13 protein-coding genes and 4 pseudogenes are annotated in these 22,053 nt (G+C 68.0%); 7 read left to right on the forward strand and 10 right to left on the reverse strand.

All coding sequences use genetic code 11. From position 1 onward, the window contains the following. From ACWDEN_RS12755 to ACWDEN_RS12765, 3 genes and pseudogenes are all read right to left on the reverse strand, one after another. Positions 1 to 671: pseudogene (locus ACWDEN_RS12755) on the reverse strand (4Fe-4S dicluster domain-containing protein); the annotation flags it as partial. A gap of 89 nt (positions 672 to 760) precedes the next feature. Continuing rightward, complete coding sequence (locus ACWDEN_RS12760) at positions 761 to 2,521, reverse strand: MOSC domain-containing protein (protein ID WP_450858775.1); 1,761 nt, start codon at positions 2,519 to 2,521, stop codon at positions 761 to 763. 242 nt (positions 2,522 to 2,763) lie between these two features. Continuing rightward, positions 2,764 to 3,045, reverse strand: coding sequence for a hypothetical protein (locus ACWDEN_RS12765; RefSeq protein ID WP_450858777.1), 282 nt, complete (start codon positions 3,043 to 3,045; stop codon positions 2,764 to 2,766). A gap of 153 nt (positions 3,046 to 3,198) precedes the next feature. Here ACWDEN_RS12765 and ACWDEN_RS12770 point away from each other — a divergent pair, with 153 nt between their 5' ends. The 5 genes from ACWDEN_RS12770 (at position 3,199) to ACWDEN_RS12790 (ending at position 7,095) form a co-directional block, all read left to right on the forward strand. Next, positions 3,199 to 4,530, forward strand: coding sequence for an OFA family MFS transporter (locus ACWDEN_RS12770; protein ID WP_351604195.1), 1,332 nt, complete (start codon positions 3,199 to 3,201; stop codon positions 4,528 to 4,530). Further along, positions 4,505 to 4,633 carry an MFS transporter small subunit gene (locus tag ACWDEN_RS12775; RefSeq protein ID WP_351604196.1) on the forward strand — a complete coding sequence of 43 codons (129 nt, stop codon included), beginning with the start codon at positions 4,505 to 4,507 and terminating at the stop codon, positions 4,631 to 4,633. Before ACWDEN_RS12770 ends, ACWDEN_RS12775 begins: the two co-directional genes overlap by 26 nt. A 138-nt stretch (positions 4,634 to 4,771) precedes the next feature. Then, the gene (locus tag ACWDEN_RS12780; RefSeq protein ID WP_450858780.1) at positions 4,772 to 5,719 is read left to right on the forward strand and encodes a beta-ketoacyl-ACP synthase III; all 948 of its coding nucleotides are present in this window, start codon (positions 4,772 to 4,774) and stop codon (positions 5,717 to 5,719) included. Positions 5,720 to 5,836: 117 nt separating this feature from the next. After that, positions 5,837 to 6,514 (forward strand): GntR family transcriptional regulator, encoded by a 678-nt coding sequence (locus ACWDEN_RS12785; protein WP_351604200.1) that lies wholly within the window; start codon positions 5,837 to 5,839, stop codon positions 6,512 to 6,514. Positions 6,515 to 6,774: 260 nt separating this feature from the next. Next, a complete protein-coding gene (locus tag ACWDEN_RS12790; RefSeq protein ID WP_450858782.1) occupies positions 6,775 to 7,095 on the forward strand; it encodes a hypothetical protein in 321 nt (106 codons plus the stop codon). Positions 7,096 to 7,386: 291 nt separating this feature from the next. Here ACWDEN_RS12790 and ACWDEN_RS12795 read toward each other — a convergent pair. From ACWDEN_RS12795 to ACWDEN_RS12815, 5 genes and pseudogenes are all read right to left on the reverse strand, one after another. Further along, positions 7,387 to 7,545: pseudogene (locus ACWDEN_RS12795) on the reverse strand (DUF4241 domain-containing protein); the annotation flags it as partial. Then, positions 7,541 to 7,972 (reverse strand): annotated as a pseudogene (locus ACWDEN_RS12800) (DUF4241 domain-containing protein); the annotation flags it as partial. The pseudogenes ACWDEN_RS12795 and ACWDEN_RS12800, both read right to left, overlap by 5 nt. A 477-nt stretch (positions 7,973 to 8,449) precedes the next feature. Beyond that, on the reverse strand, positions 8,450 to 8,881 hold the full coding sequence (locus ACWDEN_RS12805) for a hypothetical protein (RefSeq protein WP_450858784.1): 432 nt from the start codon (positions 8,879 to 8,881) through the stop codon (positions 8,450 to 8,452). Positions 8,882 to 10,119: 1,238 nt separating this feature from the next. Further along, the gene (locus ACWDEN_RS12810; protein ID WP_450858786.1) at positions 10,120 to 10,656 is read right to left on the reverse strand and encodes a hypothetical protein; all 537 of its coding nucleotides are present in this window, start codon (positions 10,654 to 10,656) and stop codon (positions 10,120 to 10,122) included. A gap of 76 nt (positions 10,657 to 10,732) precedes the next feature. Further along, a complete protein-coding gene (locus ACWDEN_RS12815) occupies positions 10,733 to 19,513 on the reverse strand; it encodes a golvesin C-terminal-like domain-containing protein (protein ID WP_450858788.1) in 8,781 nt (2,926 codons plus the stop codon). A 325-nt stretch (positions 19,514 to 19,838) separates the two neighbouring features. On the opposite strand from ACWDEN_RS12815, the gene ACWDEN_RS12820 reads away from it, so the two are divergent. Continuing rightward, the gene (locus tag ACWDEN_RS12820; protein ID WP_450858790.1) at positions 19,839 to 20,321 is read left to right on the forward strand and encodes a hypothetical protein; all 483 of its coding nucleotides are present in this window, start codon (positions 19,839 to 19,841) and stop codon (positions 20,319 to 20,321) included. Positions 20,322 to 20,593: 272 nt separating this feature from the next. Beyond that, positions 20,594 to 20,749 carry a hypothetical protein gene (locus ACWDEN_RS12825; protein WP_450858933.1) on the forward strand — a complete coding sequence of 52 codons (156 nt, stop codon included), beginning with the start codon at positions 20,594 to 20,596 and terminating at the stop codon, positions 20,747 to 20,749. Here the strand turns inward: ACWDEN_RS12825 and ACWDEN_RS12830 are convergent. Both ACWDEN_RS12830 and ACWDEN_RS12835 read right to left on the reverse strand, forming a co-directional pair. Next, a complete protein-coding gene (locus tag ACWDEN_RS12830) occupies positions 20,694 to 20,885 on the reverse strand; it encodes a transposase domain-containing protein (protein WP_450858792.1) in 192 nt (63 codons plus the stop codon). The genes ACWDEN_RS12825 and ACWDEN_RS12830 overlap by 56 nt on opposite strands. Before the next feature lie 315 nt (positions 20,886 to 21,200). Beyond that, positions 21,201 to 21,416 (reverse strand): annotated as a pseudogene (locus ACWDEN_RS12835) (MFS transporter); the annotation flags it as partial. Between the last annotated feature and the right edge of the window lie 637 nt (positions 21,417 to 22,053).

Genomic DNA, 22,053 nt, shown 5'->3' on the forward strand with positions numbered 1-22,053 from the left:
TCAGCCCCGGTTCTGTACGTGCTGGTAGCCGAAACGGCCCTTGATGCAGAGATTGCCGTGGGTCACCGGGTTGTGGTGCGGCGAGGTGACCTTCACGATCTCATTGTCCTGCACATGGAGCGTGAGGGTGCAGCCCACTCCGCAGTACGCGCACACCGTGGACGTCCGGGTCTGCCGGGACTCGTCCCAGGTGCCCGCCGCCCGCATGTCGAACTACGTCCTCGGCGCCAGCGCCCCGGTCGGGCACACCTCGACGCAGTTCCCGCGCAGTACACGCAGGCCGAGTCGGTGAGCGGAGCGTCATGCTCGACGGCGATCCGGGCCTCGAAACCGCGCCCGGCGACCGAGATCGCGAAGAAGTTCTGCCACTGGTCGCCGCAGGCGTCGACGCACTTGTAGCACGGGATGCACTTGCCGTAGTCGCGCACATACAGCTCGTTGTCGATCCTCGGTCCCTCGTTCACCCGGGCCGCGTCGGGGCCGAAACGGCCGGGCTTCGCGTCGTACTCCTTGATCCACCCGGCGACCTCCGGTGTGGTCGACAAGTCGACCGAGGAGGCGAGCAGCTCCAGGACGATCTTCCGGCTGTGCCGGGCGCGCTCGGTGTCGGTGCGGATCTCCATCCCCGGCTCCGCCCTGCGCGAGCAGGCCGGCACCAGCGTCCGCGAGCCACGGTCGGCGAACTCGCCGTCGAATTATCCGTCTTGGAAGCGGTCGGCGACGGTGATGCGCAGGCCCGGCCTGTGCCTTTGCCGGCCGGCTAGAGGTCGAGGACGACTTCGGTGGCCGGCGCGCTGCAGCAGACGAGGATGGTGCCGGCTTCGGGGAGTTCGAGGGGTGGGGTGGTGTAGGTGATGTCGCCTGACACAAGGTGGGTGATGCAGGTGTGGCAGACGCCCGTGCGGCAGGACCAGCGGGTGGGGATGTCACAGGCTTCGGCGAGATCGAGGAGGGACGCGTGGGCGGGTGACCACGGGGTCGTGATGCCGCTGCGGGCGAAGGTGATGAGGGGGCCGGTGCCCGGTGGACCGGATGGTTGGTGCGGCCGCACCACGGCGGTGGGGGTGACGCCGGGGTTGATGGCCGGGAGGGCGCTGAACTGTTCCGTATGGATCCGCTCGGGGCGCAGACCATGATCGCGCAGGAAGCCACCGACGTCGTCCATGAAGGCGGGTGGTCCGCACAGGTAGGCGTCGGCGTCGGTGGGGATGCCCATGGCCGTGAGTGATCGTGCGGTCGGGCGGCCCTGGGTGATGTAGAGCTCGCCGGGATGCGGGGTTTCGGAGGTGTAATAGATGTGCTCGTGGGCGTTGGGGAGTTGCGCCAGAAGGGCGTGGCTCTCCTCCGCGAAAGCGTGGTGGGCGCGGTCGTGGGCGGTGTGGATCCACCAGACAGGGCGTGCGTCTGTTGTGGCGGCGAGTCGGTGGAGCATGGCGAGCACGGGGGTGGCACCGATCCCTGCGGAGATCAGGAGGATCGGGCGGGTGCTTTCTTGGAGTACGAATGTCCCGCGGGGGCTGGCGATGTCCACGAGGTCCCCGGGGCGGAGCGTGGCATGGATGTAGCCGCTGACTTTCCCGTGGGGCTCGTGCTTGACGCTGATGCGGTAGGTGTCGGCTGTGCGTGCGGAGGAGAGTGAGTAGCTGCGCACTGCGGGGGCGGCATCGCCGACGGCGAGGCGGATGGACAGGTACTGGCCCGGACGGGCTTCGGGCAAGGGTGTGCCATCAGTGGCGGCGAGGTAGATCGACGAGACGGTGGGGGTCTCAGGGACGATGCGGGCGATGCGCATGGTCTTGAACCCCGGCCATTGCGGCTCTTGTCTGGGCTGCTGGCAGCTGGCGCGTTCGCCCGGCCATCCCGGTTCCTGTTTAGGCTGCTGGGCGGCGGCGAGTTCGCGGAAGGACTGCTGCCATCCGGGGCTGAGAGCGGGGATGTTCAGCGCTTTACGCAGCTTCGCGGGGTCGCGACCGGGGAGGTAGAGCAGCGCGTCGATCTCGGCAACGCTGAGTTGTTCGGGACCTTTGCGGATGAGGCTGATCTCATCGCCGGCTTCGACGCGCCCCTCGGTGAGGACGCGCAGGTAAAAGCCGGGTCGGTGGTGGGCGACCAGCAAGGAGGCCATGGTCGGTTCGCCCAGGCGCATGCCGACCCGGTAGCAGGTGACGCGCGGCTGGGTGACTTCGAATTCGGCTTCGCCGATGCGGTACCGGTCGCCGATGGACACTTCGTCGTCGGGCAGACCGTCGACAGTGAAGTTCTCCCCGAAGATCCCGAAGGTCAGGTCGTCGCGACCGAGTTGCTTTTGCCAGTACTGATAGGACTGCAACTGGTAGACGAGAACGGCTCGAATTTCGCCGCCATGCCCGGCCAGATCTCCTTGACCGTCTCCATCGACGTTCAGCCGCCGGACCATGCGGGGGCCCTGGACGGGGGCCTTCCAGGCTCCGGTGTGGACAGTCCTTCCCTGCCAGGGGACGTCTCTGGGCATGCCTACGTTCACGGACAGCAGCGTCGCCATTGCGGACCTCCTGCGGGCCGGCCGGCCGGGTCAGCCCCTCACAGCGCCGTGATCTGTGCTCTGGGACCGATCCTAGTTCCCGTGCCGGGGCCGCCGCGATTCCGTGATCACGAATCGTTTGGTGCATTCGCTGAGATTCGGACGGAGGGACCGGCGCGGAAGGGCATGTCCACTCGCTTTTCCTGGGCGGATCGTCCATGCCGTGCACGCTCGGTGGCGGGGCTGCGCCGTGCTGCACCAGATCAAATGGAGTACAAGCTCGAGGTCGTCATCCTGCCTGTGAGCGATGTCGACTGCTCTTTGGCCTTGAGCCCTTTCCGAGCCGGCGGTGCTGACCGTGTGCTGGACACGCATGCGCGACGACGAAGCTCCTGGTAGACGGGTTCTCGACCAAGATCACCCGTGTCTGCCAGCGACTGCTTGTTGGCCATGGCGACGATCACGCGGGCCATTGCGCGTCCGTTGTCGGTGAGGAGATCCAGGGTGCCGGTGATGTCGATGATCGGCCGGTGGTAGTGCTCCACGGTCTCGATCGCGTCTTCCTGTTGTCTACAGTATGGAATGCCGCTCAGCAAGGGTTCGCGCGGCGACCGTTGAGCGCCTCCCGGATACCGTTCACCGCATACGGTCGACCGTGCCCTTCTCAACTCCCGCCGCTCGCCCTACCGTCCGCGGGCATGAGCCCCCCTCTCGCACCCCCGGGCTGGAGCCGCTGGCTCGTCCCGCCCGCCGCCCTCTCCGTCCATCTGTCCATCGGACAGGCCTACGCCTGGAGCGTGTTCAAACCGCCGCTGGAATCCGCGCTCCATCTCGACGGCACCCAGAGCGCGTTGCCCTTCCAGCTCGCGATCGTGATGCTCGGTCTGTCCGCCGCGTTCGGCGGCACGCTCGTGGAGCGCAACGGGCCGCGCTGGGCCATGACCGTCGCCCTCGTCTGTTTCTCCTCCGGCTTTCTGATCTCCGCGCTCGGCGCCCAGACGAAGCAGTACTGGCTGATCGTCCTCGGCTACGGTTTCGTCGGCGGGATCGGCCTCGGCATCGGCTACATCTCGCCCGTCTCCACCCTGATCAAGTGGTTCCCGGACCGGCCCGGCATGGCCACCGGCATCGCCATCATGGGCTTCGGCGGCGGCGCCCTGATCGCCTCGCCCTGGTCCGCGCAGATGCTCGCCTCCTTCGGCACCGGCCACTCCGGGATCGCCCTCGCGTTCCTGGTGCACGGACTGTCGTACGCCCTGTTCATGACGCTCGGCGTGCTCCTCGTGCGCGTGCCACGCGCGGACACACCCGGCGCGAGCGCGAGCGGGCCGAGCTCCGCCGACGGCGTGCAGGTGTCCGCCCGCAGCGCGGTGCGCACGCCGCAGTTCTGGCTGCTGTGGATCGTGCTGTGCACGAACGTGACCGCCGGCATCGGCATCCTGGAGAAGGCCGCCCCGATGATCACGGACTTCTTCGCGGACAGCTCCACGCCGGTGTCGGCCTCCGCGGCCGCCGGATTCGTCGCGCTGCTGTCGGCGGCCAACATGGCCGGGCGGATCGGCTGGTCGTCCGCCTCCGACCGGATCGGCCGCAAGAACATCTACCGCTGCTACCTCGGCGTCGGCGCGCTGATGTACCTGCTCATCGCGCTGTTCGGGGACTCGGCGAAGCCGCTGTTCGTCCTGTGCGCCCTCGTGATCCTCTCCTTCTACGGCGGCGGGTTCGCGACCGTCCCCGCCTATCTGAAGGACCTCTTCGGCACCTACCAGGTCGGCGCCATCCACGGCCGGCTGCTCACCGCCTGGTCCACCGCGGGCGTGCTCGGGCCGCTGATCGTCAACTGGATCGCGGACCGGCAGAAGGAGGCCGGGAAGCACGGCCCGGCGCTGTACGGGCTGTCGTTCGGCATCATGATCGGCCTGCTCGTCGTCGGCTTCGTCGCCAACGAGCTCGTCCGTCCCGTGCACACCCGCCACCACATCCCCGCCCAGAGGGAGGCCGCCGATGCCCAGCGACAGCAGCCCGCCTAGCCGGCGCGGCCTGATCATCCTCGCCTGGCTGTGGGTGGGGGCGCCCCTCGCCTACGGGGTGTACGAACTCGTGCACAAGGCGACGCAGCTGTTCACGGGGTGAGTGCTCGGGCGTCCGAGGGTCTGAGGGAAGCCGACAACTCGGACGCCCGATTCCTGTGGCTTCACCTGCCGTCGTACCCGTGGGTCACTGATCAGACTGGTGGATCCCGCTACCCACGGCCACGAGGGGACTCCCGCCATGAACGGCTCGCGCATCGCCGCCATCGGTCACTACCAGCCCGCCCGGGTGCTCACCAACGAGGACCTGGCCGGCATGGTCGACACGAGCGACGAGTGGATCCGCAGCCGGGTCGGCATCCGCAACCGGCACATCGCCGGACCCGACGAGCCGGTCGACGAGCTGGCCGCGCACGCCGTCGCCAAGGCCCTGGCCGCCGCCGGTCTGGCCCCCGGCGACATCGACCTGGTCCTCGTCGCCACCTCCACGGCGATCGACCGCTCCCCGAACACCGCCGCCCGGGTCGCGGCCCGGCTCGGCATCCCGCAGCCGGCCGCGATGGACGTCAACGTGGTGTGCGCCGGGTTCACCCACGCGCTGGCCACCGCGGACCACACCGTCCGGGCGGGCGCGGCCACCCGTGCGCTGGTCATCGGCGCCGACAAGATGTCCGACGTCACCGACTGGAGCGACCGCACCACCTGCGTCCTGGTCGGCGACGGGGCCGGGGCCGCCGTCGTCGAGGCCTGCCCGCCGGGTCAGGAGCCGGGCATCGGGCCGGTGCTGTGGGGATCGGTGCCGGAGATGGGGCACGCCGTGCGGATCGAGGGCACCCCGCCGCGGTTCGCGCAGGAGGGGCAGAGCGTCTACCGCTGGGCCACCACCCAGCTCCCGGCCATCGCCCGCCGCGCCTGCGAGAAGGCCGGCGTGACGCCCGCGGACCTGGCCGGTGTCGTCCTGCACCAGGCCAACCTGCGCATCATCGAACCACTGGCCGAGAAGCTGGGCGCCGTCAACGCCGTGGTCGCCCGCGATGTCACGGAGTCCGGCAACACCTCGGCCGCCAGCATCCCGCTCGCCTTCTCCAAGCTGCTCGAGCAGGGTGCGCTCGGCTCCGGCGACCCGGTGCTGCTGTTCGGCTTCGGCGGCAATCTGTCGTACGCCGGGCAGGTCGTACGCTGCCCCTGAACGGCGAAGTGGGCGCACACAGGTCTGGATTTTGTGCACCGTAGACTGTAGACAAAAGACAATCGTCACTGAGCGTCCAGGGTCCGCACAGCCAGACCTGCCCAGGAGGGGACCGCGATGTTGTCGACCGGACTGCCGCAGGGGGCGGTGCCCAGGCTGGAACGCCCCGGACCGCTGCGCGAGCGCGTCTACGAGGCACTGCTGGAGCTCATCACCACCCGCGCCCTGCAGCCCGGCCAGCATCTGGTCGAGAGCGAGCTCGCCGGTCACCTCGGTGTCTCCCGGCAGCCGGTGCGCGAGGCGCTGCAGCGGCTCAACACCGAGGGCTGGGTCGATCTGCGGCCCGCACAGGGCGCGTTCGTGCACGAGCCGACGGAGGAGGAGGCCGACCAGCTCCTCACCGTCCGTACCCTGCTGGAGGCGGAGGCGGCCCGGCTGGCCGCCACCCACGCCGGCGCCCCGGGCGTCGGCGCGCTGGAGGAGCTGTGCGCCGAGGGCGAGCAGGCCGTCGCCGCCGACGACGTGGACCGCGCCGTCGTCCTCAACGCGGCCTTCCACGCCAAGATCATGGAACTGGCCGGCAACGCGGTCCTCGCCGAACTCGCCGCCCAGGTCGACCGCCGGGTCCGCTGGTACTACACCCCGGTGGCCCGCCGGCGCGGACGCCAGTCCTGGATCGAACACCGCGAACTGATCACCGCGATCGCCGCCCGCGACGATGAACGGGCCGCCCAGCTGATGCGCACCCACACGGAACACACCCGCCGCTCCTACCACGAGCGAAGCGGCTCCTGATCACCAACTGGAGTGCCGCTCACCTGCGTTGACGGTCCGCAGGCAGGCACGCTCGTCCGTCGTCGCTCGTCTCGCGTGGTGGCGCATCGCGGCTTTCTCGATCAGCTGCCGATGCTTCCATGTCCGAGGGCCGGCCTGGGCGTTGGACGGCGGCCAGGATTGCCAAAAGGGCCGACTGGGAGCTCACGCACTGCCATGCAGGGCTCACGGAGGGTCTCCGGTCCGGACGCCACATCTGATGCAGAGCGAGGGACGAGGCAATGACCGAACCTGACTACGGCTACTGGCACACGCCCTACGGCTCCGAGCGTGAACTGATGGAGCCTGGCAAGGTCCCTTACCTTCACCAGCGGGTAATCATCGATCTGCAACTCGACGGGGCCGCGCACGAGGTCGACATCAACCCCACCGCGGTCAGGAGCGCGACGCTCGACGATGGTGGCGAGGCCCTGGAGTTCACGGTAACCGCATCGACCCAGATTCCCGGGCAGAGCCTGAACGTTCGCATCGGACGGATCTGGATCACCGTTCCGCCCGGCGCCAATGCGGTCCCCGAGGTGGTCAACGTGGCCCCGGCGTAGGACGTTTGCGCCCGGAAGGGGCCGCCTCGGAGCAGCGGCTGTGAGGCCTCCTCCTCTGCGGACGCCGGCTTGGCCCGGGCAGAGTCGCGCCGGCGGCGCCAACGACGTTCCCACCGGCCTCGATTCCGACGGCCGGAGGCACAGGGGTGCGTACCAACCGGACCTGGCGACGGCGCTCCGTCCCGCACCATGCTGTTCGGGGGTTACGGCGGACCAGCGCCCCGCGACCCGAGCAGGTCGGGCCAGGGTCGCCTCGTGCAGGACCAGCATGTCCGCCGCGAAACAGGCGACCTCGCCGTCCGCGTCCCGGCCGATCCACACGGGGTACGAGCCGTCTCCGCGGCCGCTGGGGTAGGCGATCAGGTTGGTGCCAGTGGCCGGGGCGTCGACGATCGAGATGCCATGGTCGTTCTCCCTCCAGAGGCCCGCGGCCCGACCGTCCCGGCACAAGCGCCGGCTCCCAGCTCACCGCGGGCCGCTCGGACACCAGCACACGCACCCCGGTGCACTCGTCGATGACGAGCGTCCGGCCCAGATGCTCGGCCGTGTATCCGGCGGAGGTCAGCTGCACGCGGTAACTGCCAGGTGCCGGCGGCAAGGTGAAGCCGGCGTCCCGTTCGCGGTCGAGGTATGTGGGGTCGCGTGCCACCAGGCGCCCGCTGGGCAGGTGCGGCGTTCCGGCCTCGATCGGGTCCCGGACGGTGTACGCCTCGTCGGCCGTGAAGCGGGCGCCCGCGGTGAACGGTTCGTTCAGATGTCGGGGCCGCATTCCTTGCGGTGCCCGCCAGTTGGGCCGGGCCGGCTCGCCCTCGGGCAGCTCCGGGGCTTCGCGCAGTTCACAGCTGTCGGCGCCCGGAAAGCCGAGCACGGCGAGCATGTCCTGCCACCGCCCGAAAGCCGGTACCGGGAACCATCGCCGTTCCTCGGGCACATGCGCGGTCGTCTGCAGCAAGCCCCCTTGTCGCCCCGTGGCTTGACGGTCCTGGTACCGCGTCCGTCCGGCAGTAGTTGGATCGTCACCCGCCCGGCGCCCGCCGCGAACTCCGGCATGTCGTCGTCCCTGTACGCCCAGCCGCGCTGGTGAATGAGGAAGAGCCGGTCCTCCGCCAGGCGCCGCAGGTCCATCTCCAGGAACCGCCGCCCCTGCGTGTCGTACACCCACAGCCCGAGGTAGTGACGCTCCCTGGCCACATGCGCGGCGATCACCCCGGGGCTGCCCTGCTGTCGCAGCACCACCGCGTACGGCAGCCCCGCGGCGTCCCGCGCGGCGCGGTGTCGATCGGTCCGAGCACGGCTGCGCGCCCGGAGTGCCACCCTTCGCCGTATGCGACGTCGACGATCTCCGGGCCGGCCATCAGGGGGCGGCTCGCCGGGCCCGCCCGTGCAGCGTCAAGTAGAAGAGTTGCAGGGACTCTTCGGGACCGCCCACCTCGAAGCGGTTGAGAACCTTGCCGAGGGGGTTCCACACACGCCCGTCCGGCATACGTACGCCGATGGGCTGGCCGAAGTAGGCACGCTGGGAGGCGTCGAAGTCCCACCACAGCGCCCCCGCACGGCGTACGAGCACCTCACCCACGTACGCGCCGAGCCCGAAGAGGGTGTCGTGCGCTTCCTCCCGGCACGCGCCTCCCTTCCGCAACCCGTCGATCAGGAAGTCGACGATTCGCAGGCTGCGCTCGGAGTAGTCCAGCGGAAGCCGGTTCCGGGCGGTGACACGCGAGACGAAGGCGGCCGCGCAGGTCCGCATCTCGACCGCACACGGAACGCGTTCGCGCACTTCACTCATGGGCTGTTCCCCCCTCGGCTCGACATGGGGGAACGCGGAACCACTTCCCCCACTTGACCCAGCGGAAGCAGCCCCGAGATCATCACGGGCAGGCGGCGTGTCCCATGCCACTCAGGGAAGTCACAAGGCGCGTACAACGCTTCCGCCGGCGGGAAGCGGCGTAGCCGCGCGCCCCTGCGATGAACTCGTCCACGACGGGACAGTCGCGCTCGACCAGCTCCAATAGGTCCTTCAGGCCGGCCGGTGAGACCCGGTCGACGGTGAGGAGCATTTCGGCCCATCCCGCCGGGCGTCCGACACTCCGGGCGATTTCACGACCGCACTCATCCGGGTCGATCCATTCGCCGCAGGCGCTGCTGTTGCTGAACCTTCCTCATGGGGCCTGCCGGGCCCCCGGTGTTGGTGCCGCGACCGCTGGAGCGATCGCGACACCCACCCGGCCCGGGCCCCTCGATCCGGCTCGACCATGTGAGCCGCCGGCCGAAGTCGAGTCCACTCCGCTTACCGCCGACCACGAAACCCGAAAGTCCGCGACGCTGACCTTCCGACGGCCGTACTGCTCCTGAGAGTTGTCCACTGCCTCGCGCACGGCGACCAGTGCGGGGCCGACAGTATGGTGCTGCCGGACCTGGTGAACGCCGGATACGTCGATGCCGAGCAGATCCACCACGCCGGCCGTGATCACCGCATCACCCTCGTGGGACCGGTCGGGAAGAACACCAACCGGCAACAGGGGAGCGGCGACTACTGGGAAGCACCCATTTCACCGTCGACTGGGATCAGCGCCAAGCCGTCTGACGCGGCGGCCACACCAGCGTTCGGTGTCGGGACGCGCACAGCCACCGCGGCACCCCCGTCACCCGCGTCCGCTTCGCCGAACGCCACAGCGGCCCCTGCGAGCTACGGACCTCCTGCACGAGTGCGAACCCCGGCCGCAATCTCACCCTCCGGCCGAAGGCCGAGCCCGAGATCCTCCAGCAGGCCCGCATCGATGCCTGACTCACCGGCAGACCGCTCGCCCGCGGCATCCCACCCCTCACAGCACTCCGCCCCGCTGGATGAGACCCAACGGGGCGGATCTACCAGGGCCGTCGGAAAAGGATCCGAGCCACGGGCACGTCGTCGGCGGCCGGCCTGCGGCGCCTGCTTCACTCTGCGAGCGGCGGCGGGTGAGACCAACGCAGGCACGGCCCGGCCGGAGGGCTGCCACCCGTGGAATGCGAACGGGACGTCAGACGTCAGTACGTTCGGTAGTAAGGCGGGCTAACGGAACCCGCGATCCCGAAAGGCGAGAACTCGAGGTCCGCAACGACCCGGTAGACGAATTCCGAAGCGGTCATGTCGAATCGCTGGAACGGTTCTAGCGGATCAACACGGGCCACGATCGGCCAGGTCGAGGGATCCGTCGCGGTATCGGCCAGCCAGTAATATTCCTCCTCGATGAAGGAATAGCCCCACTGAACCAACCCCTTGCCGCTTTCGGCCTCGCCCGCCCCGAGGATTCCGTACGGCTCAAACATTCGCCGACTGTCCGGGTTTCCCCGGACAGCTTTCAGCAAGGACTCGTGGTTGGCGGGGACCGATTCCGACCCGCCCTGCGCCTTGAGCAGCAGGACATGATCACAGAAAGCGCCCCACTCAGAAAACCGGCGACGCAGTTCCTTGAAGTCGGCCGGCAGAGGGGTGCCCAGCACCTGTTCGGCTTCCGACCAGTCGGGTTCGCCGGGTTCGGCGTCCCAACCGGTCTCCGCCACCAGACGATCGACCCATTCCATGTGCACCCCTCCGCGCGGCTTACTCAGTTATACGGTCCATAGACCTTACGCGGTCTATGGACCGATTGTGACTTCGTCAGGGCTTGTTCAGGATTGTCTGGTTGACTATCTGGACTCCTGTCGAAGTGTAGGCCGTCATCGTAACACCCAACGGGATCGGGTTGGTGGAATTTTCGTAGATCGGAATCGACGAATAGTAGACGGTATTACCCGCCGCGATCGAATCTGCGATCTTCTGCTCCGCGCCGGACATTACCGGGGAATTGGCATTCCGGTACAGCGGGACGAGATTGCGCCGGTCCGTGCCGCTGCCGCCGAGCTGACGCGCCAGCAGGTGGCCGCGGTTCATCGTGGGGTCGTTACCCAGCTTGAAGCCCGGAGGGAGGCTGTCCCCGAACCCGGGGGCCGAGGGCGGCCACGGTGCGTTGCTTCCCATGATCTGCGTGTCGGGCCCGTCCAGCACCGAGTCCCCGTTCTTGTCGGTGTAGTTGAACCCACCGGCGGTGAGACAGGCGTACGCGCCAGTGGCTCGCCCCTGCTGATCGAGAGGGGCGTAGTACGTCATGCTCATACCGCGCGAGCAGTCCCCGCGGTCGAACGGACGCTGGGCGTCGCCGGGCTGCCATTCCTTCTTGGAGTCCGGCTTGAGGAGGAGCCCCTTGCTGTAGTCCGGCTTCGCACCGGGATCCGACTCGTATCCGTTGGCTGCGGTCGGCGTGGGCGCGGAGGCATACGCGAAAACGGATGCTGCGATGCCCCAGGGGCTCATCCGGCTCAGCAGACTGCTCCCGCTCGCCGCGGCGTCAGCGATGCCCGAGGCCGCGGAGTCGGCAGCGCCCGAGAGCGCGCCCTCCAGTGATTGGGCGCCGCCTTCCAGTGCGCTTCCGATGCTCTTGACGGCGTCGCCCAGCCCCCAATCGAAGTGGCCGTCGAACTCGATCATGCTGACCGGGTTGCCACTGCCGAAGGCGTAGCGGTTGCCGGTGTACGGGTCGGTGCCGAGGTTCATGTCGGCGAGGGCGCCGTTGTACATGTCCCGGCTGGTGAAGCGGTTCAGGCCGGGGTCGTAGTTGCGGAAGCCCATGTCGTAGGTGCCGGACTGGGCGTCCCACCGCTTGGCGTTGTAGCGGTAGGGGTTGTAGGCCTCCTTCGTCGGGTCGGCGGCGTCGGGTTTGTCGATGCCGGTGAACTCGGACTTGTCGTCGGAGCCGTAGGCGGTGTAGCCGTAGGTCGCCTTGGTGTTGCCACTGTTGTCGGTGAGGCTTTCGACGTCGGTGTGGCTGTTGTAGCCGTAGTAGCCGTCCGAGGTCGTGCCATCCGAGTTGTGGGCGATCTGCGACAGGCGCTCGCCCCACGGGCTGTACTGGTAGGACTTGGTGACGGTGCCGGCGACCTTCTCGTTCAGGACCTGGCTGGACAGGCCGAGGTAGTCGTAGTCCGTCGTCTTGCCGTTCGCGGTCTCCGACGCGGTGCGGTCCAGCGGATCGTAGGTGTACGTCGTGGACTGCATCGCCCCCGTCGAGTCCGTCTTCTGGGACTTGGCGACGTTGTCGAAGCCGTCGTACGTCGTGCGGGAGACGATCTGCCCGCCCGAGGTCACCGATTCCTGACGCCCGAACGGGTCGTAGTTGTAGTCGGCCGTCGTGCCGCCGCTGGTAGCGGTCAGCAGCCGGTTGCGGTCGTACGCGTAGGTGGTCGTTGTGCCGCCCACTGTCTGGCTGGTGACGTTGGCGTTGTCGTCGTGGACGTACGTTTCCGTGTCCGCGCCGTTGCCCGACTTCACCGCCTTCGCCAGCCGGTCAGCCGGGTCGTAGGTGTAGTCCGTGGTGGAGGACAGGTACGCCGTGTGGTCGTCGGCGTTCATCTTCTTCGCCACATCCTGCGTCTTGTTCCCGTTGGGGTCGTAGGCGTAGGTGTGCGAGGCGATGAGGGTCGTGCCGTCGGACTTGGTCTCCGTCGTGGACTTGACCGGGCCGTCGAGGTAGTACGTGTAGTCGACGGTGTTGCCGTTGGCCTTCGTCTCCTTCAGCTGCTGGCCGCGGGCGGTGTACGTGTACGAGGTCACCTTCGGCGACGTGTCCGTGGACGAGGTGCCCACCGAGACGGCCTTGACCAGGTTGCGCAGGTCGTAGGTGTACGAGGAGTACTGCCCCGGATGGTCGGCCGTCAGCGGCTGACCATCTGCGTCGTACGTGTACGACGTCGACGTCTTGGCCGTGCCGCCGGCCAGCTCGGTCACCTTCTGGACCTGGTTCAGGCCCGTGTAGGCGATGTCGTAAGTGTCGATGGATGCGGTCGACGACGTGTCACCGATGGTCGTCAGGTTGCCGTTCGCGTCATAGGAGTACGTGAACGATTTCTGCTCGGTGTCGGTGTCGGCGGAGTTGTCGCGGACCAGCTTCACGCCGTCCGCCACGACCGAGCCACCGCTGTTCTCGAACAGCTGCATCTTGGCTGCGTTGCCCTGCTTGAAGCTGTAGGAGCCGAGTGACACCCATGTGCCCGCGCCTGCGGTTTGGTCGACCGTCTTGTCCGTCGTTCCGCCGTCGTGGGTCAGTGAGTACTTCGCGTTCGTCGCCGCACCCGACACCGCCGGGAACTTCACGAACGCCTGGTACGTGCCGTCCGCGGGGATGTTCAGCGTCCACGTGAACGAGTCCGTGCCCGTACCCGGCGCGTGCGTGACGTGGTCATAACCCTCCTGACCCGTCGTGTCACCCGACGTCCAGGTGCCGGTGGACATGGTGTTCTGGGTGTCGGAGTTGTCGGCCAGGACCACGTCCTTGCCGACGGGAACACCATCATCGGAGCGGGACTTGAGCTTGCCGTCGGGGTAGTAGGACCAGTTCATCGTGCGGTTGGAGGAGCCACCCGCTGATGTCAGCGTCCGGGCCGTCTGCTGGCCCAGGTCGTTGTAGTCGTAGGTGGTGCTGATGTCCCACGGATCCGTGGACGACTTCACCCAGCCGTTGTCGAAGTAGCTGTAGGCAGTGGTGTTGCGGACCGTCTGCCCCTTCGACGGGGGCTGCGACGTGGAGGCCACCTGGCCGACCGCGTCGTACGAGGTCTGGGTGTAGACGTTCGGGTCGTTGTATGTCGGGTCGTTGGGGTCGTAGGGCTGGTACTTCTTGACCGGGCGATTCAGCGCGTCGTACTCCGTGCGCTGGGTGAACGCGTCGGTTGAGCTCGCGTCCACCGACCGCGGGGTGAGGACCTTGGTGACGTTGCCCACCTGGTCGTACTCGTACTTCGTCGTGCGGTACGTGATCGGCGAGGCGCCCTCGTGCGGGACCTGCACCTGAGTGGTCTTGCCACGCTGGTCATAGGCGATGAGCGTGGTGTTGTTGTCAGCGTCGGTGGTGGAGACGACCAGGCCGTCCTTGTCGTAGGCCTTCTTGGTCGTGTTGCCGGCGGCGTCCGTGACGGCCGTTGCCCGGTGGTCCAGGTCGTACGACGTCTTCGAGGTGTAGTCGGTGGTGTCGGTCGTGGCGTTCTTGATGGGGTCGATGACCGTGACGGCATTGCCGACGTCGTCATACTCGTACGAGATCGTGTCACCCTTGGCGTTGACCACGGAGGTGAGCTGGTTGATCGCGTCGTAGTTGTTGGTGGTGACGTAGTCGGTGGTGTCGGACGTGGTCAGGGTGCCGTCGGGCTCCGTCGTCGTCCTGAGGTTGCCGACCTTGTCGTATGTGTAGGTCGTCACCCGGTCGGCCGACGTGGAGGAGTCCTTGGGTGCGGTGGCCGAGGTGATCTCGTCCGCCTCGTCGTACACGGCTGCCGAGACCGCGCCGTTGGGCGCCGTCGACTTGGTGACGTTGTCGTTCGCGTCATACTCAGGCGCCGGTGTCGTGATGTACACGCCCGCCGCCTGGTCCTTGGGTACCGTGTTGATCAGCGGACGCCCGTAGGCGTCGTACGTCTGCGTGGTCTTCTTGCCCAGCGCGTCGGTCACGGAGGTGACCTGGCCGCGCTCGTCGTACACGTACGACGTGGACTTGTTCAGCGCGTCAGTGATCGTCGCCGGGTAGCCGGTCGGGCCGAAGTCGCTGTACGACGTCGGGTTGCCGTTGGCGTCCGTCGCCTTGGTCAGCTCACCGTAGGAGTCGTAGGCGTACGACGTGGTGTAGTCACCCGCCGTCGACGTCGCGACGCCGTCCGGGTCAGTGACCGAGGTCAGGTTGCCGAAGCTGTCGTAGCCGAACTGCCAGGTGCGGCCCTCCGGAGAGGTCTTGGTGTACAGGTCGGCCGCGTAGCCGTCCGACCGCGTCTGGTACGCGTAGGCCGAGCCGTTGGCCGGGTAGCTGGACGCGTTGCAGTAGTCGGTCGGGTTGAACGACGTCCACGACTTCGTGGTCTCCGCATCCCACTGTCGCAGCGGGTAGCCCGTCTTGGGGTCGTAGCAGTAGGCGGTCTTGGCGCCGTTGGCCTCCTCCAGGTAGGTGACGTTGTTGTCCGCGTCCCACGACATCTTGGTCGTCTCGGACTTGGCGTTGGTCGTCTGGACCGGGCGGGCGAAGTCGTCGGTGACGTACTGCGTGGTGTGGGACTCGGCGTCCGTGACGGTGGTGTCGGTGAACCTCGTGTTCGCGGTGTCGGCCGCGTACGCGAAGTCCGTGGTGTCGTTCAGGCGGTCGGTGATCGTCTTCGTCCACCAGTGGTACGCCGGGTTGTCGCCGCTCTGCGGGGCGTAGTACGCCAGCTGGGTGTCGTGACCGCGCGGGTCGGTGATCTTGACCAGCTTGACGTTCTTGTTGCCCTGGGTGGCGTCGTAGGTGAACTTGAAGACCTTGGGCTGGCTGGAGCCGTCACCGTCGGTGAACTGACCGAGCAGGCCCTTCGTGGTGTAGTAGAAGGAGATCTTGCGGCCCGAGATGTCCGTGATGGACTTCACGTGGTCGTAGATCTGGGAGTTGGTCAGGTTGCTGCCGGTGACCTTGGCGCCGGTGTCGTCGATGTAGTCGTACGACGCGTCGCCCTTCTTGTAGTAATCGACCGTCAGAGACTGCCTGCCGGCTGGGTCGGTGACGTAGGTGAGGAACTTGGTCGGCTTGTTGTTGGACTTGCGCTCCTCGTACGTGTACGTCTGCGTGTTGCCGTTCTTGTCGACCACCGAAGTCAGGTAGCCGTCGCAGCCGAAGAGGAAGCGGGTGCCGTCCGGGCGCAGCAGGGTCCAGGCGTCCGGGACCGGGTCCTTGTCCGGGGTGCAGTCCAGGTTCGCCTTCATCGTAAGCTGGTAGTGGACGCCCGCCGGGGCCTTCCACGTGCCGTCCGACTGCTTGGTGAAGACGTGCGTGGTGCCGTCACCGTCCGGGAGGCGGATCTCCGTCGGGTTGGGGTTCGGATGGAAGTCCAGTGGCGCTCCCAGCCGGATGGGGCCGGCCAGCTGCATTGACCATCCCGCACCGGAGACCGTGTCGGAGGTGTCGAGCGAGTTGTACGCGAACCGCGCGAACGTCGTCAGGCCGCGGCCCGGGTTGGAGAACGCGTTGTACGACCAGACGGTGTTGCCGGAGGCCAGGTTGTTCATCACCGTGGAGCCGGCGCCGGTGTTCTTGCCGGTGTAGGAGTAGAACTTCTCCAGGCCCAGGGTGTCGGAGGTCGGGTCCTCCACCGCCACGTACTGTTTCAGCGGCTGGATCGAGGTGTTCGTCGCCGACAGCCAGGAGCCGTCGGAGACCTTCTTGACGTCCCAGCCCAGCACGTAGTCCGTACGCTTGTTGCCCGAGTCGGAGTTGATCGGCGTGGCCACCTGGGCCTGGATCGTCGCCGACTGGCCCGGGTTCAGGGCCGGGATCGTGGTGGACAGCTGGTTGCCGCCCGTCGTGACGTCCGTGCCGTCCGGCAGCTTCCACGTGTACGACAGCACCCGCTCCCCCGACGCCCAGGCGCTGTTGGTCGTGTTGGTGACCGTGAAGTCCACCGTGTACGTGGAGTTCGGGGTCATGCGGGAGGGGGTCGTCGGCGCGTAGTACGTGTCGGACGTCGTCGAGTCGACGTAGATCACGCGCAGGAGCGGGCCGAGCTGCGGGTCGGACGCCTCCGAGGACTGGAACAGGGTGCGCTCCTGGGGCCCCGTCGACGACTCGTCCTTCAGTTTGACCAGCGCGCCGTGGTTGGAGGACGGGGTCGTGATCCAGCCCTGGGTCAGGCCGGTGGCGTCCCACCAGTGCCGGCCCACGTCGGAGACGGAGCCGACCGTGTCCGACACCGTGCCCGAGTAGTCGCCTCCGGCCGTCGTCCACGCGGTGGTGGACGTGGCGTTGTTCCAGGTGGCCTGGGTCTCGTTGAAGTCCTTCGTCAGGCCGTGCAGTTCGTAGATGGCACCGTTGGTGTCGGTCGTGGTCTCCGCGCCCCACATGAACAGGCGCGACTCCAGCACCGTCGCCGTGCTCGGGATTGAGCTGGTGTCGAACTTCAGACCGGCCCGGGCCTTGCCGTAGGTGGTGGAGTTGTTGCCGACCTCCAGCCAGTTCTGGCCCACCCCGTAGGAGGTGATGGCGTCCTCGTTGGTGGTCGGCTGTCCCGAAGCCAGGGTCGTGTCCGTGACCCCGGAGGTGCCCTGGATCAGGCGCATCGTGCGGCCCGCCTTCGGCACGCCCACGATCCGCGTCGGCGAGCCGAGCAGCTGACCGTTCTTCGTCCGCACGGCGATCTGGTAGTAGTACGACCGCCCGATCTCATCCGAGGACGAGTCCGGCGTCGGGGTCGCGGTGGTGTCCGTGTACGCGGTGGTCGACTTGTCGATCGGTGCCACCAGGGTCGCCGCGGACGGCGTGAACGCCTGCTGCGTCGAGCGGTACAGCTCGTACTGTGCGATGTCCAGCCCCGAGTCGCCGCTGCTGTTCTGGTACGCGGGCCAGGACAGCTCCGGACCCGTGGAGTGGATCACCGTCGGCGAGTTCAGCGTGGTGCCGACCGCCCCGTAGGTGACCGTCAGCCGCGGGATGGTCGAGGTCTCACCGCCGTAGTCGCCGTCGCCCGACTCGTAGCGCGGGCCGCCGGTCGGGGCGGTGGAGGACTCGTCCGTGGCCTTGAGGACGAAGCCGTTGTTGGCCGAGGTGCCGTCCAGCCACTGCTGCACGGTGTCGGTCACCGGGAACCTGTGCCACAGGTTGTAGTCGCCGGCCTTCTTCACGATCGCCGCCGGGTTCACCCAGCGCACCGCGTCCGCGATCACCGAGGTGGTCGTGGAGGCCGGTCCGTCGCCCAGGACGACCTTGCCGGCCGTGCCCTGCGCGAAGGTGATCTTGTTGCCGCCGTTCAGCGACGTCCACACACCGTTGGTACCCGACTGCTGGTTCACCGTGTACGTCGTGGACCCGCCGCTGCCCGTCACCGTGTACGGCGCGTTCGTCGCACGGTCCGAGGCCGCCACGTAGTGCACGTCGACCCGGTAGGAGTCGGTCTCCGGAAGACGCGGCTGCCAGGTGTAGGTGTCCCCGGCGACGGAGTCCTTGTTGTAGTGGTAGTCGCCGCCGATCGCGTACTGCGTCAGCGACGACGTGGACGCCGGCCAGCTGCCGGTCGCCGCCGTGGTACCCGTGTCGCCGTCGTCCACCTGGACAGTGGTGCCGGACTGCTCGCCCACCAGCGAGCTGGTGTTGGCCCAGGTCGCCGTCGACTCGTCCCACGCCCCCGTTGCCCGGTAGGCGCCGACGGTGACGTCATTGGCGTTGGTGGTGTGTGCCTGGTCGTAGTACATCTCCAGGCGCGCCGAGTCGATCTTCGTGCCCGACGGGATCTCGCTCAGCGGGAACTTGATCAGCGAGCGGGCGATACCGGTGTCCGTCTTGCCGACCGCCAGCTTCCAGCTGGTGTTGAAGTTCGTCGACGACTGGTCCGACAGGACCATGACATCCTGGGAGTCCGTGGGGCTCGGCGCGATCGTGATCGTCGGGTCGATCACCACCGGATACTGGCGGTCCTTGGCGGCCAGCCACTTCGCGTCCGGGGAGACCGTCACCTTCCAGGACTTGCCGGAACGGGTCAGCTTCTGGGTGACCTTGGTGCTGTACGTCTCACCGAAGACGGACTCGTCAGCCTTCTTCGCGTCCGTCATGAACGGCGCCGGGATCACCATCACCGGCGTGTGGGGCAACTCCCCGTACAGCGCGATCGAGCCGTCCTTGCGCGCCTTCGGCGTGAGCCCGGCCGTGTCCAGTGTGAAGGTGAACTTCAGCGGGCCGTCCGGACGCCTGGCAAGAGTGATGTTCTCCTTCACCCGGCCGCGCCCGACGCCGTAGGACAGCTCGGCCCCGTGCGCCTTGTCCTCGTAACGGACCGTCGAGCCCTTGGCTTTCGGCGTCAGATGCTTGCCCGCGCCTTCGAGGCCCAGGGTGACCGACCGGCCGTCCGGCGACTGGAAGCGCACCAGACGACGGGTATCGGAGCCGAACCAGCTCTGGCCGTCGTTCGTCGTGTTGGCGTAGGCGAAGCCGTTCGCCTGCGAGGCGCGCAGCGACGTGTCGATGGCCTTCCAGGACTGGGACTTCCCGTCCCGGTAGGAGGTCGGCTGCGCGGACAGCTCGGCCTGGACACGACCGTCGGACAGCTGCCAGAAACGCGCGGTCGGCGTCCGGCGTCTCGTCAGTTCCCGGACGCGCCAGGCTTTCGGCTGCTTCTTCCCCTTCGGAAGCTTCTGCCGGTCCGCCATCCCGAGTTCGTTGTGGGAGGGCGGCTTGTCCAGCTTCGGACTGTCATTGCCGTCGTCGCCCGAAAACCATCCCTTGAAGGTGTCGACAATTCCTTTGCCGTCACCACCGGATGCGGGCGCCGCATACGCGACTTGGGGCAGCGCGGCACTCGTGACCGCGGCTACCACCAGGCAGGACAACAGCCTGCCTGCTCTCGGCATCACCGAATCGTTTCCTTGTCTCTCGTGACCTAAACACGCCGCCGAAAATCCGTGCGACCTGCACAAATGGCAGGGCACGGAAAGCGGCGCCGTGGTTCTAGTCACCTCGAGCACCTGAAGTCAAGTGATGAGACATAGCAAGCAGTTGACGCCAAATCAGGTCAGACACGGAGCGCATAGAGCAGCTTGAATGTCCGATATTTCCCCCCGCTGGAAATCGTTGGCGGGAATCATGTATAACCACCCGGTTCCAAATGCGAGCACCCACACATCTTGATTTCGAGGGGGGACATTCATGGCTGATGAAACGGCAGCAGCCGAAAAGATGGAATCGCAGTCGAGGCCGGAAGAGCCGGACGCTTCGGGCGAGCCGAGCCAGACGGCGCGCCCCGACCGCCTCGGCCTCCTCATCGGCGGCACGTTGCTGGCGGCGTGCGGCGGACTCGTGCTGTACGGGATCCTCAACAGCCACACCGGCGGCGACGGCGCTTCACATCACCCGGTTCCCAGCGCGGCCGTCACCTACGAGGTGACCGGCACCGGCACCGCAGACCTCACCTACCAGGCACGCAGCACCTCCGGCAAGGCCGTCGTCGTCAAAGCGGCCGCGTTGCCGTGGCACAAGACGGTGGACGTCCCACTCGGCAAGGAACCGATCGTCAGCATCGTCCTCGGCGCACAGGGCGGTCAGGCCCGCTGCACCCTCGCCATCCGCGGCCATCACGTCCAAAGCGCCACCGCCACCGGCGCCTTCGGCCGCGCCACCTGCTCCGGCCCAGCCCCTGCCGCACAGGCCACCCAGAACTGAGCCGGCGCACCACACCGCTCGTCGTTGCGCACCGGCAGGCCGAAACATCTCCGGGCTCGCACTCCGCGCAGATCTCCTCGCACCACCGGCCCCGACCGTAGGACAGTCCCAACGCGGCACCCCCCTCCGTGCCGGCCGGCCGCTTTTCCTGCTGCCGGCCCAAACAGTTGAAAGGTTCCTTGACGCTCCGCCCGCTCCTGCCGGCCTCGCCCCGCTTCCGCGACACCGGACACCACTCCGAACCAAAGCGCCCGGCCCGTACCCGAAGACTCATGACCGTGACCGCCGTCGGCGGCGAACTCCTGCTCGTCTCCGGCTGCGGCAAGGAGAAGAGCAAGACCGGCGATGCCGAACAGGTGGCAACGGACGGGATCAGTGTCTCCGCCACGCCGAGCACGTCCGCAAGCCCTTCCGCCTCCCGTCGGTGAGTCGGCGCAGGATCTCCGCGTAACCATCGCTGAAGTGAAGGCACATCACTGGCACGAAGCAGACCACCGCGCCGGCCGGCAGACAGGCACACCGGCGCTCCTCCCATCGCCCACACGAGCGAACAGCTTCCTCCACCGTCCGTCGAGACCGTCTGCGGGGAGAGACTCGTCCAGCGCTTCCAGCCGGACCCCGGCCGCCACCCGCGCAGCCGCGATCCGCTGCCCGGCCCTGGAATGCGTCCTCCGCTGTCCGACCTGCCAGGGACCTCGACGGCCGTCAACCCCCTTACCTCCAAGAAGCACGATGTTGGGGCCATGAGCTGTGAGGCTCGCGCCAAACGAAGTGCGGTCACCTCGCGGGTCATGCGGTGTGCCCCCTCCGGCGATCCGTGCGCGGATCGCAGAGGGGGAACATCCACAGGGCCGCCTTGCCCAGCCTTGCCGGCCCTGCTCAAGACGTCGGCTGTGTCCTCGCTGTGGTGGCGGTCAGCTCGGTGCGCTCGGTCCTGTCCCGGCCCGGCTGGCGCAGCAGCAGGGCGATCGCCGCCGCCACCATCGAGACCCCGCCGGCCAGGGCGTAGGCGCCGTTGTAGCCCCAGGCGCCGACCACCATGGAGCCGAGGCCGCCCCCGAACAGGCCGCTGACCAGCTTGCCGCTGTAGACGAGCACTTCGCGGTACAAGCGGTTCGCCGCACCGGGATCGGCCGGCGTGTTCCGTGTCGTGGGATCAGCCGTCATGTCAGGCCATCTCCTCGCCGAGGGGGTGGGGATTGGGGACGATGCGCCGGACGCTGAGCCTGCCCGGCGCTCTGAGGAACAGCGCCACTGCGGCGCAGGCGAGCCCGGTGCAGCCCGCCAGGAGAAACGCGGCGTGCGGGTGCCGGGCGGCGTACCCCCCGTGCCGCAGCCGGCGGCGACCGGCAGGAGCCAGACGCCGGTGAGCAGTGCGTGGACGCTCGCGTGGTGGTTCTCACCGAACAGGTCCGCGGCCCGCGCGGTGACCAGCGCCCAGGCCGTGGCGCCCACGGCCCCGGTGGCCGCCGCACAGCCGAGGAGCAGCGCACCGCTGCCTGTGCGGGCCGCGATCAGCACGCCGAACTGTGCCGTGCCCAGCAGCAGACGGGCCGCGACCAGGGCGGTGCGCCGCCCCGAGCGGTCCGACAGCGCACCGGCCACGGCCGCCGTGGCGCCGCCCGCGACGGTCACCGGCCGCAGCAACTCGGGGGCGGGCGGGGCCCAGCTGTTGGGCGTAGCGCACCTGCAGGACGACGCCCAGCACGGTGACTCCGGCCGCGCCCAGCAG

The sequence above is a fragment of the Streptomyces sp. NPDC001153 genome (assembly GCF_053598315.1).